This is a genomic window from Streptomyces sp. 130, from assembly GCF_007096885.1.
In the GTDB taxonomy this organism is placed as follows: Bacteria; Actinomycetota; Actinomycetes; order Streptomycetales; family Streptomycetaceae; genus Streptomyces.
In genome coordinates this window covers 80,134-92,911 of record NZ_VJNO01000015.1, presented here as the reverse complement: position 1 = coordinate 92,911, position 12,778 = coordinate 80,134, and the positions used below count along the sequence as shown (strand labels likewise).

Annotated in this window: 11 protein-coding genes and 1 riboswitch; of the genes, 8 read left to right on the top strand and 3 right to left on the bottom strand. The window is 71.4% G+C overall.

What is annotated here, in order from left to right; translation table 11 throughout:
• Positions 1-66: 66 nt before the first annotated feature.
• From FKN01_RS15645 to FKN01_RS15620, 6 genes are all read left to right on the top strand, one after another.
• Positions 67-1,140, top strand: coding sequence for a transglycosylase family protein (locus FKN01_RS15645; protein ID WP_143620770.1), 1,074 nt, complete (start codon positions 67-69; stop codon positions 1,138-1,140).
• A 285-nt stretch (positions 1,141-1,425) separates the two neighbouring features.
• Positions 1,426-1,594, top strand: a riboswitch (cyclic di-AMP (ydaO/yuaA leader).
• A 4-nt stretch (positions 1,595-1,598) separates the two neighbouring features.
• A complete protein-coding gene (locus FKN01_RS15640; protein WP_143620768.1) occupies positions 1,599-2,315 on the top strand; it encodes a transglycosylase family protein in 717 nt (238 codons plus the stop codon).
• A 306-nt stretch (positions 2,316-2,621) separates the two neighbouring features.
• Positions 2,622-3,902 (top strand): phosphopyruvate hydratase, encoded by a 1,281-nt coding sequence (gene eno, locus FKN01_RS15635; RefSeq protein ID WP_018104074.1) that lies wholly within the window; start codon positions 2,622-2,624, stop codon positions 3,900-3,902.
• A gap of 92 nt (positions 3,903-3,994) precedes the next feature.
• On the top strand, positions 3,995-4,465 hold the full coding sequence (locus FKN01_RS15630) for a septum formation initiator family protein (RefSeq protein ID WP_143620766.1): 471 nt from the start codon (positions 3,995-3,997) through the stop codon (positions 4,463-4,465).
• 70 nt (positions 4,466-4,535) lie between these two features.
• Entirely contained in the window at positions 4,536-5,075 is a 540-nt protein-coding gene (locus FKN01_RS15625) for a DUF501 domain-containing protein (RefSeq protein ID WP_143620764.1), read from the top strand.
• A 13-nt stretch (positions 5,076-5,088) separates the two neighbouring features.
• Positions 5,089-6,042 (top strand): Ppx/GppA phosphatase family protein, encoded by a 954-nt coding sequence (locus FKN01_RS15620; RefSeq protein ID WP_143620763.1) that lies wholly within the window; start codon positions 5,089-5,091, stop codon positions 6,040-6,042.
• A gap of 37 nt (positions 6,043-6,079) precedes the next feature.
• On the opposite strand, the gene FKN01_RS15615 is transcribed toward FKN01_RS15620, so the two are convergent.
• Together FKN01_RS15615 and FKN01_RS15610 are read right to left on the bottom strand one after the other, a co-directional pair.
• Complete coding sequence (locus FKN01_RS15615) at positions 6,080-6,349, bottom strand: type II toxin-antitoxin system RelE/ParE family toxin (RefSeq protein WP_143620761.1); 270 nt, start codon at positions 6,347-6,349, stop codon at positions 6,080-6,082.
• Positions 6,346-6,618 carry a type II toxin-antitoxin system Phd/YefM family antitoxin gene (locus FKN01_RS15610; protein WP_143620759.1) on the bottom strand — a complete coding sequence of 91 codons (273 nt, stop codon included), beginning with the start codon at positions 6,616-6,618 and terminating at the stop codon, positions 6,346-6,348. Before FKN01_RS15610 ends, FKN01_RS15615 begins: the two co-directional genes overlap by 4 nt.
• A gap of 510 nt (positions 6,619-7,128) precedes the next feature.
• Between FKN01_RS15610 and FKN01_RS15605 the strand changes: the two genes are divergently transcribed.
• A complete protein-coding gene (locus tag FKN01_RS15605; RefSeq protein WP_143620758.1) occupies positions 7,129-8,514 on the top strand; it encodes an NAD(P)/FAD-dependent oxidoreductase in 1,386 nt (461 codons plus the stop codon).
• Between the two features lie 306 nt (positions 8,515-8,820).
• A complete protein-coding gene (locus FKN01_RS15600) occupies positions 8,821-10,125 on the top strand; it encodes a cyclopropane-fatty-acyl-phospholipid synthase family protein (RefSeq protein ID WP_143620756.1) in 1,305 nt (434 codons plus the stop codon).
• A gap of 89 nt (positions 10,126-10,214) precedes the next feature.
• Here FKN01_RS15600 and FKN01_RS15595 read toward each other — a convergent pair whose 3' ends face one another.
• Positions 10,215-12,743, bottom strand: coding sequence for an ABC transporter permease (locus FKN01_RS15595; RefSeq protein ID WP_143620754.1), 2,529 nt, complete (start codon positions 12,741-12,743; stop codon positions 10,215-10,217).
• Between the last annotated feature and the right edge of the window lie 35 nt (positions 12,744-12,778).

Below are 12,778 nucleotides of genomic sequence, written 5' to 3'. Positions count from 1 at the left end.
TCGAGTTTCGCTAGGTTCACCGTTCGACTCACCAGTCGCTTGTCAGTCACACGGAAGGCATCTCCCATGGGCTCCGCGAACGGCAGACACCGCCGCCCTCGTCAGGCACCCGCCATCGTCGTCGCCGCAGGCGTGACCGGCTCGGCCCTCGCCATTCCGCTGCTCGGCGCGGCGAGTGCGCACGCGGCGGACTCCGGGACCTGGGACCGGGTGGCCGACTGCGAGAGCGGGGGGAGCTGGAGCGCCGACTACGGCAACGGCTCCTACGGCGGCCTCCAGTTCACGCCGGAGCTGTGGAAGGCGTACGGCGGTGAGGCTTACGCCGAGCGCGCCGACCTCGCCAGCCGCTCGCAGCAGATCGCGGTCGCCGAGCGGGTCCTGGCCGCCAAGGGCCCGAAGGCGTGGCCGAGCTGTGCGGTGGTCTCCGGGCTCACCAAGGCCGCGGGCAAGGCGGACGTGGACCCGGGCGACGAGGACGCGGACGAGCCCGCCCGGAGCGCCGACGCCGGCCTCGACGCCGGTCTCGGCACCGACCCGGTGGACGACGCGTCCTCGGCCACGCCGTCGAAGACGGCCGCCGCGGGCGAGGAGGCGGGCAAGGGCTCCGGCAAGCACGCGGGCCGGAGCGCGGAGGAGAGCGGCAAGGGTGAGGGGTCGGCATCCCGGTCCGCCGCCCCCTCGGGCACCCCGTCCGCCGATCCCTCCGCCGGCCCCGGCACCCCCTCCGCCGACCCGTCCGCCACGCCTTCGGCCGACGCCTCGGCCGACCCGTCCGCGGACCCCTCGGCCGGCGCCTCGGACGACGCGCGGGCGAAGGGCGGCAAGCACCGGGGTGCCCCGGCCGCCGACGAGGCCGCGGGGGCGGCCGACGGGCGCGACGCGGGCCGGCACGCCTCGCGGGGTGACGGCGACGCACGCGACGGCGCCACGCGGCCGGCTGACGGCACGTACACCGTGCGGCCGGGCGACAACCTCTGGGCGATCGCCGACGCGCAGGACCTGCCCGGGGGCTGGCCCGAGCTGTACGAGGCGAACAAGGCCGAGGTGGGTGCCGACCCGGACCTCATCCTGCCCGGCCAGAACCTCGATCTGGGCCTGGACGCCCCGGCCCCGGACAAGGCCGCCGAGAACGCCGGATGAGCCGTTAGAGCCCTCTGTGCTTTGGGTGGTTTAAGAGGCCCATGTCCCACTTTTGACCGAGTGAGACATGGGTCTCTTTGCGTGAACTCACGCTCCTTGTCCGGGAGGTCCCGCCGCATCCGTTCCGACCTGCGCAAACGAGGGTTCTTCGGATGCTCTTACGGGATGATTATCCGGTATGTCCGTCTTTGAATATGAGCGTTGGGTGTGATTACGGTCAGAACCGCTCGCACCGCGGGCCCCGTCGACCGTCACGCCGAATCCTGCCGTCGGTCGGGGGGAACAGACGCGAAAGCGCCGTAGGCAGGAGCGGGGGACCCAGGTAGGCGCTGGGCCTGATCGTCGGGAGACGTTTCAGGACCGGCTAGGGGTGAAGCCGCGCCAGGAGCGCGGCCGGGCAACTCACTTGGCCCGAACCCGACAGCTCACCTCGCAGGCGTCGGTGAGGAGAAGACTCGATGCTGCTCAACCGCAAGGGCAACAAGCACCGCCGCCCCTCCAAGGCCGTCCGTCTCGCGACGCTCGCCGGTGTCGCAGGTGCGGCCGTCGCCGTACCGCTGATGGGCGCCACCAACGCCTCCGCCGCCTCCGTCGCCACGTGGGACGCCGTCGCCCAGTGCGAGTCCGGTGGCAACTGGTCGATCAACACCGGCAACGGCTACTACGGCGGCCTGCAGTTCTCCCAGTCCAGCTGGGCCGCCGCCGGCGGTACGCAGTACGCGCCCCGCGCCGACCTGGCCACCAAGGCCCAGCAGATCGCCACCGCCGAGAAGCTCCTCGACATGCAGGGGCCGGGCGCCTGGTCCTGCGCCGGTGCCGGCAACCTGACCAACGACGGTGTCGACCCGGGCGTCGACACCGGCTCCGGTGCCGCGAAGCAGGAGGCCGCCCCCAAGCAGGAGGCCGCCCCGAAGAAGGCCGAGCGCACCGAGGCCCCGGCCACCAACCGCTCCGACCGCTCGGACGCCCCGAAGAAGACGGTCACCACCCCCACCGGCAAGAAGGTCGCCAAGGGTGACGGCGAGTACAAGGTCGTCGCCGGTGACACGCTGAGCAGGATCGCCGCCGACCACCACGTCAAGGGCGGCTGGCAGCGGCTGTTCGAGCTGAACAAGGACATCGTCCAGGACGCCGACCTGATCTACCCGGGCCAGCAGCTCCACCTGACGAAGTAACGAAGCAGCCGCGATCCTCCTCGCTGATCGCTCAGGCCGCCCCGGCCCGGCACGCACTCTCCCCCCGTGTGTGCCGGGCCGGGGCACGCCGCGTCGGGGGAGTCCGCGCCGCGCGGACCGTTCAACTGTTGTAGTTACTGGCCGGTAAATATTTGGCCTTTCGTCCTGATACGCCCGCCCTTGGGTCCTTTTTCGTCCCAGGGGGCGGGCGGTCGGCCGACGCGGACGGCCGGGCCGGTTAGGCTCTTGTCGCAAGGCCAAAGTGACCCTGCACAACCAGCGTCATATCCCAGAAGGAGATGCCTCGTGCCGTCCATCGACGTCGTCGTAGCCCGGGAAATCCTCGACTCCCGGGGCAACCCCACGGTCGAGGTCGAGGTCGGCCTCGACGACGGCAGCACCGGTCGTGCTGCTGTTCCGTCCGGCGCCTCCACCGGCGCGTTCGAGGCCATTGAGCTTCGCGACGGCGACCCCAACCGCTACCAGGGCAAGGGCGTCGAGAAGGCCGTCCTCGCCGTGATCGAGCAGATCGGCCCGGAGCTCGTCGGTTACGACGCCACCGAGCAGCGCCTCATCGACCAGGCGATGTTCGACCTGGACGCCACGGAGAACAAGGGCTCGCTCGGCGCCAACGCCATCCTCGGCGTCTCCCTCGCCGTCGCCCACGCCGCCTCCGAGGCCAGCGACCTCCCGCTGTTCCGCTACCTCGGCGGCCCGAACGCGCACCTGCTGCCCGTTCCGATGATGAACATCCTGAACGGCGGCTCGCACGCCGACTCCAACGTGGACATCCAGGAGTTCATGATCGCGCCCATCGGCGCCGAGTCCTTCTCCGAGGCGCTGCGCTGGGGCGCCGAGGTCTACCACACGCTGAAGAAGGTCCTGAAGACCAAGGGCCTGTCCACCGGCCTCGGCGACGAGGGCGGCTTCGCGCCGAACCTGGAGTCCAACCGCGCCGCCCTCGACCTCATCATCGAGGCCATCAAGGAGGCCGGTTACGCCCCGGGCAAGGACATCGCGCTCGCGCTCGACGTCGCCGCCTCGGAGTTCTACAAGGACGGCTCGTACGAGTTCGAGGGCAAGTCCCGCTCGGCCGCCGAGATGACCGAGTACTACGAGGAGCTCGTCTCCGCGTACCCGCTGGTCTCCATCGAGGACCCGCTGTACGAGGACGACTGGGCCGGCTGGAAGGTCATCACCGACAAGCTGGGCGCCAAGGTCCAGATCGTCGGCGACGACCTCTTCGTCACCAACCCGGAGCGCCTGGCCCGCGGCATCGAGGAGGGCTCCGCCAACGCCCTGCTCGTCAAGGTCAACCAGATCGGTTCGCTGACCGAGACCCTGGACGCCGTCGAGCTGGCCCAGCGCAACGGCTTCAAGTGCATGATGTCGCACCGCTCCGGCGAGACCGAGGACGTCACCATCGCCGACCTCGCCGTCGCCGTGAACTGCGGTCAGATCAAGACCGGCGCCCCGGCCCGCTCGGACCGCGTCGCCAAGTACAACCAGCTGCTGCGCATCGAGGAGATCCTCGACGACGCCGCGGTGTACGCGGGCCGCTCGGCGTTCCCCCGCTTCAAGGGCTGACGCCCCTCGCGGGTGACCCCCGCCTCCGTCCGTCCCCGCGCCCGGTCACGTACCGTGTGCGGGGACGGACGTCGTAACGGGGAGGCGGGAACATGGCCGTGAAGGACCGGGACCGGTTCTCCACCGCGACCCGGCTGCGGCTGCTCGGTGAGCAGACCGCCGCCCGCGTCTACCGGTCCCAGAACCGGCGGCAGGCCCGCCGCTCCCGGCTCACCGGCCGGGCCGCCTTCCTGGCCCTGGTCCTCTGCTCCCTGGTCGTCGCCCTCGCGTACCCGATGCGGCAGTACGTGTCGCAGCGCGACGAGATCGCCGACCAGCGCAGGCAGGCGCGGGAGGCCGAGGCGCGCACCGAGGAGCTGCGGGACCAGAAGGCCCGGCTCCAGGACGACGCGTACATCAAGCGGCTGGCCCGCGAGCACCTGCACTACGTTCTTCCCGGGGAGACCGGCTACACCGTGGTCGACCCCGACGCGGTCGAGGAGCGCAACGGGACGCCCGCCGAGACGGACCGGCCCTGGCACTCCAACCTGTGGGACGGCGTGGACAGCGCCGACCGCGGCTGACGGCCGTCCCCACCCCCGTACCTCTGCAGAACCCGCGGTTCGAGCAGTCCGATCAGCACCCTAGGCAGGCATGGAAACGCCCCCTCCCCAGACCGAGCCCACCGTCCCCACCGAGGCGGACATCGCCGCGTTCCAGCAGCAGCTGGGCCGCCCGCCGCGCGGGCTGCGCGCCATCGCGCACCGCTGTCCGTGCGGCAATCCGGACGTGGTCGAGACGCAGCCCCGGCTGGAGGACGGCACGCCGTTCCCGACGACGTACTACCTGACGTGCCCCCGTGCCGCGTCCGCGATCGGCACGCTGGAGGCGAACGGGGTCATGAAGGAGATGACCGAGCGCCTGGGCAAGGACCCCGAGCTGGCGGCGGCCTACCGGGCGGCGCACGAGGACTACATCGCGCGGCGCGACGCCATCGAGGTCCTGGAGGGCTTCCCGAGCGCCGGCGGCATGCCGGACCGGGTGAAGTGCCTGCACGTGCTCGTCGGGCACTCGCTGGCGGCCGGTCCCGGCGTCAACCCGCTGGGCGACGAGGCGATCGCGATGCTGCCGGAGTGGTGGCGCAAGGGCCCGTGCGTGTCGCCGTGCGGCGAGCCGGACACGGACGAGGGCTGAGGGGGCGCCGGACATGACGCGCGTGGCCGCCATCGACTGCGGCACCAACTCGATCCGCCTGCTGGTCGCGGACGCCGACCCGGTCACCGGGGAGCTCGTCGAGTACGCCCGGCGCATGGAGATCGTCCGGCTCGGGCAGGGCGTCGACCGGACCGGCCGGCTCGCCCCCGAGGCGCTGGAGCGCACGTTCGCCGCCTGCCGGAGCTACGCGGCGGTGATCAAGGAGCACGGGGCCGAGCAGATCCGCTTCGTCGCCACCTCCGCCTCCCGGGACGCGGAGAACCGGGACGACTTCGTGCGCGGGGTGCTGGACATCCTGGGCGTCGAGCCGGAGGTGATCAGCGGGGACCAGGAGGCCGCGTTCTCGTTCACCGGGGCGACCAAGGAGCTGACCGGGCGCGCGGACCTGGCGAAGCCGTACCTGGTCGTGGACATCGGCGGCGGCTCCACCGAGTTCGTGGTGGGCGACGACCGGGTGCGGGCCGCCCGGTCCGTGGACATCGGCTGCGTCCGGATGACCGAGCGCCACCTCGTGCGCGACGGCGTCGTCGTCGATCCGCCCTCGTCCGGGGGGATCGACGCGGTCCGCGCCGACGTGGCCGCCGCCCTGGACCTGGTGGAGGAGACCGTTCCGCTCGCCTCGGCGGCCACGCTGGTGGGCCTGGCGGGGACGGTCACCACGGTGGCCGCGATAGCGCTGGGGCTGGAGGAGTACGACTCCGAGGCGATCCACCACTCCCGCGTCTCGCTGGAGCAGGTCCGGGACATCACCGCGCGGCTGCTGGCCTCGACCCACGCGGAGCGCGCGGCGTTCGGCGCGATGCACCCGGGCCGGGTCGACGTGATCGCGTCCGGTGCGCTGATCCTCCAGGCCGTGATGGAGCGGACCGGGGCGCGCGAGGTCGTGGTGAGCGAGCACGACATCCTGGACGGCATCGCTCATTACGCGGCGAGCGAGGCACGTTGAGGGGTGGTGCCCGGCGATATGGGTGCCGGGTGGGGCGTCACGGGTTGCGGCAGACGTCCCGCCGGTCGCCCACCTTGACGACCAGGATGACGAGTTCGCCGTCGTTGATCTGATAAGCGATCCGGTAGCTTCCGACCCGCAGCCGGTAGAGCCCGGACGGGCCGGTGAGCTTCTTGACGTCGGCGTCTTGGCGGTACGGGTCGTCACCGAGTGCGGTCAGCGCGGTCAGGATGCGCATGGCGTCGGGTCGGCTGATGGCACGGAGTTGCCGCTGCGCCGCCGTGGTGAACCGGAAGGCGTACTTCACGCCGCCTCGCCGTCCCGCTCGGTGAACAGGTCCGCCAGCAGTTCCGCCATGGTCACGGTGGTGCCGCCCTCGGCAAGCACCGCTTCGGCCTCGCGCGCCAGCATCACGTCGGCCGCTTCCTCCAGCGCTTCGAAGTCCGAGATCGGAACCACGGCCGCCACCGGGGTGCCATTGCGCGTAATGACGGTCGGGACGCCTTCCTCGGCTTGGTTGATGTGGTCGGCGAGGTGGGCTCGGGCTTCCCGTACGGTCACGGTGTTCTCAGTCATGAGCGCAGTGTACGCGCAACCGTGTACACCTGGGGGTGCCTGTCGGGGATGCGTGCGTGAGCGGTCCCCGATGGAATCGCCCTTTCGCCGACGTGAGCCGGGCGCTCATGCGTCGTCCCGCCCGCACTGTTGAGTGGGCGGGACGTGCCTGGTGGGGCGGGGTCCGGACCGCCTCGCCGCGAGCTTCGTGAACTTCTTCACAAGGAATTGCCCACCTCGGGTGGGTCTTCTGCTCCGGATGGGTCGCGCCGGGGGTGAGCGGGGTCACTCAGGGGCCGGACCGGAAGGTTCCGGGAGCGTTACAACCGGGTGGACCGGGAGGGCCCCGCGCCCGGGGCCGGGGGTCAAGGGCCAGCTCGCAGGCGGTGAACAACGTTCACCACTGTAACGGGGTTCCCGGGGCGGGCCATGACCTGGGTCACGTGGGCGGCGAACTATAGCAGAGGGTGGGCACAACCTTGTGAAGGGGCTCACGAGCATGCCCCCCGAGCGGGGTGGATACTCGATGGCATGAGCACCACGGAGCGTCCCAGGATCCTCGTAGTAGGCGGTGGGTACGTAGGTCTGTACGCAGCTCGGCGCATCCTCAAGAAGATGCGCTACGGCGAGGCGACCGTCACGGTCGTCGACCCCCGGTCGTACATGACCTATCAGCCCTTCCTCCCCGAAGCTGCCGCCGGCAGCATCTCGCCCCGGCATGTCGTCGTCCCGCTGCGACGCGTCCTGCCCAAGGCCGAGGTGCTCACCGGTCGTGTCACCACCATCGACCAGGACCGCAAGGTCGCCACGGTCGCGCCGCTCGTGGGCGAGGCCTACGAGCTGCCCTTCGACTACCTGGTCATCGCGCTCGGCGCGGTCTCCCGCACCTTCCCGATCCCCGGCCTCGCCGAGCAGGGCATCGGCATGAAGGGCATCGAGGAGGCCATCGGCCTGCGCAACCACGTCCTGGAGCAGCTGGACAAGGCCGACTCCACGACCGACGAGGACGTCCGCCGCCGGGCCCTCACCTTCGTCTTCGTGGGCGGCGGGTTCGCCGGTGCGGAGACCGTCGGCGAGGTCGAGGACATGGCCCGCGACGCGGCGAAGTACTACACCAACGTGAAGCGCGAGGACATGCGCTTCATCCTGGTCGACGCCGCCGACAAGATCCTCCCCGAGGTCGGCCCGAAGCTCGGGACCTGGGGCCGCGAGCACCTGGAGTCCCGTGGTGTCGAGGTCTTCCTCTCGACCTCCATGGATTCCTGCGTCGACGGCCACGTGGTGCTGAAGAACGGCCTGGAGGTCGACTCCAACACCATCGTGTGGACCGCCGGTGTGAAGCCGAACCCGGCGCTGGCCCGCTTCGGCCTGCCGCTCGGCCCCCGCGGCCACGTGGACACCTCCGAGAAGCTCCAGGTGCAGGGCACCGACTACATCTGGGCCGCCGGCGACAACGCCCAGGTCCCGGACCTGGTCGGCCGCAAGGCGGGCAACCCGAACGCCTGGTGCCCGCCGAACGCCCAGCACGCGCTGCGTCAGGCCAAGGTCCTCGGCGACAACGTCATCTCCGGGATGCGCGGCTTCCCGCAGACCGACTACAGCCACGCCAACAAGGGCGCGGTGGCCGGCCTGGGCCTGCACAAGGGCGTGGCGATGATCGTCATGGGCAAGATGAAGATCAAGCTCAAGGGCCGCCTCGCCTGGTACATGCACCGTGGCTACCACGGTCTGGCGATGCCGACCTGGAACCGCAAGATCCGGATCTTCGCCGACTGGACCCTCGCGATGTTCCTGAAGCGCGAGGTGGTCTCCCTCGGCGCCATGGAGACGCCGCGCGAGGAGTTCTACGAGGCCGCCAAGCCGGCCCCCGCGCCGGCCGCCGCCAAGCCCGTGGGCGAGAAGGCCAAGGCCTCCTAGCTCCGCGAGGCCGCAGCGGCCGCAGTACGACGCCCGAAGGGGCCGTCCGCCATCCGTGGTGCGGACGGCCCCTTCGGCGTATCCGGGTGCGAGTGGGCGGCGCGCGGCGCGGGCCGCACTCCCGGCGGATGCATGTGCTGTGCACGTATTTTGCCGTTCCCTTGCCCGGTAGCGGGATGGCCGGGCCGCCGCAGACTGTTGTGGGGGGTGTACCACGCCGAGGCGCCCCGGGTGCCGGGGCGTGGTCCGGGACATGTGTGGGCATGTCCGGTCACGTCGGGAAGCACCGTCACGGAGGTGTGCGCCATGGCAGACGCCGCATTGCGGCTGACCGCTCTCGCCCAGCAGTTGCTGGGCCAACCCCTACCGGTCCGCGTCCGGGCCTGGGACGGCAGCGAGGCCGGACCGCCCGGAGCCCCCGTCCTCGTCATCAGGAACCGCCGGGCCCTGCGCCGGCTGCTGTGGAAGCCGGGTGAACTGGGCCTGGCCCGCGCCTGGGTGGCCGGCGAACTCGACGTCGAGGGGGACCTCTACGAGGCCCTGGACCTGCTGGCCGCGCTCATCTGGGAGCGCGGGAGCGACGTGCCGGGCGGCCTCCAGATGCTGCGCGACCCGAAGGCGCGCGCCGCCGCCAAGGACCTGCTGAAGCTGTCCGGGCCCTGGCTGCCCCCGGCCCCGCCGCCCGAGGAGGTGCGGGCGCGCAGCGGGGCCCTGCACACCCGGCGCCGCGACAAGGAGGCCATCAGCCACCACTACGACGTGGGCAACGACTTCTACGAACTGGTCCTGGGGCCGTCCATGGTCTACTCCTGCGCCTACTGGGAGGACGCCGGAACGCTGGAGAGCGCCCAGCGCGACAAGCTCGACCTCGTCTGCCGCAAACTGGCCCTCAAGGAGGGCGACCGCCTGCTGGACGTCGGCTGCGGCTGGGGTTCCATGGCCATCCACGCCGCCCGCGAGTACGGCGCCCGCGTCACCGGCGTCACCCTCTCCACCGAGCAGGCCGCCTACGCCCGCAAGCGCATCGCCGACGAGGGCCTGACCGACCGCGTGGAGATTCGGGTCCAGGACTACCGGGACGTCCGCGACGGGCCCTACGACGCCATCTCGTCCATCGGCATGGCGGAGCACGTCGGCTCCGTCCGCTACCGGGAGTACGCCGACGACCTCTTCGCCCTCCTCAAGCCCGGCGGGCGCCTCCTCAACCACCAGATCGGGCGCCGCCCGGAGAAGGACGAGTCGGCGTACGAGATCGACGCGTTCATCGACGCCTACGTCTTCCCGGACGGGGAACTCGCGCCGGTCGGCCGGACCCTCGCCATCCTGGAGGAGGCCGGCTTCGAGGCCCGGGACGTCGAGGCGCTGCGCGAGCACTACGCCCTGACCCTGCGCCAGTGGGTCGCCAACCTGGAGCGGGGCTGGGCGAGCGCCGTGAAGATGGTCTCGCCCGGGCGGGCCCGGGTCTGGCGGCTCTACATGGCCGCGTCCGCCCTCTCCTTCGAGCACAACAAGATCGGGGTCAACCAGATCCTCGCGGTGCGCCCGGAGGCGGACGGCGCCTCACGCATGCCGCTGCGCGCCCGCGTCTGGAAGGCCGACGCGACCGCCTGAACGACGTACGGCACGGCAGTACGCACGGCAGTACGCACGGAAGGGGCCGGTGTCCGCGGACACCGGCCCCTTCCCCCGTACCGCCGCGGCTACTCCGTCTTGATGGCCGTCAGCATGTTGAGTCTGGCGGCGCTGCGGGCGGGCCACAGGGCGGCGAGCACGCCGACCAGGCCCGCCAGGAGCAGGAAGACCGCGATCCGGCCCCAGGGGACCACCAGCACGTACTGCGGGATGCTCGCGGCGACGGTCTGCCCGATCGCCCAGCCGAGGAACAGCCCGAGCCCGATGCCGACGAGCGCGCCGAACAGCGAGATCACCACGGCTTCCAGCCGGATCATCCGCTTGACCCGGCGCCGGTCGAGGCCGATCGCCCGCAGCATGCCGATCTCCTGCTGGCGCTCGAACACCGACATGGCCAGGGTGTTGACGACCCCGAGCACCGCGATGATCAGGGCCATGCCGAGCAGGCCGTACATGATGTTCATCGCGAGGTTGACGCCGCCGCCGAACAGGTCCCGGATGTCCTGACGGTCCATGATGCTCATGCCCGGGTTGTCGCCCAGCGCGTCCACCAGCGCCTGTTCGTTGGCCGCGCTCGCGCCGCCGTCCGTCTTGACCCAGACCTCCTGGATGTCGCCCTTGCCCTCGTGCGGGGCGACGGTGGCGCGGGGGATCAGGACCGGCGAGAGGAACTCGTTGTCCTTGTAGAGCGCGCCGACCTTCAGCGTCTCCTTCTCCTTGTCGCCGTACGTGACCGGGACGGTGTCCCCGGGCTTCCAGCCGTGCGACTTCGCGGTCTTCTCCGCGACCGCGATCTGCCCCTGCTCCAGGGTGTCCAGGGAGCCCGCGACGGTGTCGAGGGTGAGCACCTGCCGCACGTCGCCCGGCGTGACGCCGGACGCCGAGACGCCCTGCCCGCCGATCGTCAGCCAGACGGCCTGCTGGGGCGAGGCGGCGGTGACGCCGTCGGCCTTCTCCAGGGCGGTCAGCGCCGACTCGTCGAGCGCGTCCCCGCTGGCCATCGAGACCATGTAGTCGGCCTTGATGTTGTCCGTGGTCACCTTGTCGACCGCCTGGCCGAGGGTGACGCCGAGGACCGAGATGCCGGTGACGAGGGTGAGGCCGATCGCCAGCGCGGAGGCGGTGGCACCGGTGCGCCGGGGGTTGCGGACGGCGTTCTGCGCGGCCAGCTTGCCGGAGACCCCGAACAGCCGCCGCAGCAGCGGGCGCACCAGGGCGATCACCGGGCGGGACAGCAGCGGGATGAGGACGATGACGCCGATCAGCGCGAGGAAGGTGCCGCCCGCGATGAGCAGCTGGCCGTCCGACCCGGCCTGGGCCGCGCCGCCGACGATCGCCGCCGTGCCCAGCAGCGTGATGACACCGCCGATGGTGTTGCGCACGACGAGGGACTTCACCGTGGCCACCGCGTGCGCGCTGTTCATCGCGGCGACCGGCGGGATCTTCGCGGCCCGGCGGGCGGGCAGCCAGGCGGCGAGGACGGTGATCAGGACGCCCACCGCGAACGCGGCGATCACCGTGACCGGGGCGATCACCAGCGGCCCGGCCGGGATCTTGCCGCCGAGCAGGCTCATCGCGGACCGCAGCCCGGTCGCGAGGCCGAGGCCCACCGCGAAGCCGACCACGGAGGCGATGAGGCCGACCACGGCCGCCTCCAGGAGCACCGAGCGCTTGACCTGGCGGCGCGAGGCGCCGACGGCGCGCATCAGGGCCAGCTCCTTGGTGCGCTGGGCGACCAGCATGGTGAAGGTGTTGGCGATCAGGAAGACGCCGACGAAGAGGGCGACCCCGGCGAAGGCGAGCAGCAGCTTGTTGAGGTCGCTGAGCCCGGCCTCGATGTCCGCGGCCTGCTCGTCCGCGCGCGCCTTGCCGGTCTTGGCCTCGGCGTCCTTCGGCAGCAGCGGCTCGACGGCCGCCAGGAGCTCCTGGTCGGAGGCGCCGGGCTTAGCCGCGACGGAGACGTCCTTGAACTCACCGGGGCGCAGGAACAGCTTCTGCGCGACCGGGGTGTCGAAGAGGACCAGGCTGCCGCCGGCGTTGACCGCGCCGTCCTCGGTCGTGAAGACCCCGGACAGGGTGTACTCCTTCACCGGCCCGTTGGTGGCGACGCGGACCTTGTCGCCGACCTCGTACTCGCCCTTCTCCGCGGTGTCGCGGTCCAGCGCGACGCTGCCGGGCTCGGTGGGGCCCGTGCCGTCGGTGAAGGTGTACGCGGGGTCCTCGCCGTCCTCGCCGGGGGCGAAGTTGGAGCCGGTGTTGGACCAGCCGTCGCCGATGAGCTTGCCGTCGGGGTCGGCGACCCCGGCGAAGCCGTCGACCCGGCCGGTGACGGACGCGACGCCGTCCAGGGCCCGGATCTTCTCCAGGGCGGCCTCGCCGACGGCCGCGGTCTCCTTGTCGCGCTGGTCGGCGTGGGTGGTGACGGCGACGGCGATGTCGTCGTAGCTCTTGGCCGACTGGTTGCGGAAGGCGTTGCCGAGGGTGTCGGTGAAGACCAGGGTGCCGGAGACGAAGGCCACGCCGAGCATCACGGCGAGGATCGTCATCAGCAGTCTGGCCTTGTGCGCGAGCACATTGCGCAGGGCGGTACGGAACATGTCTGTGAGTCCTGGGAGTCTGCCGGCCCGGGGAG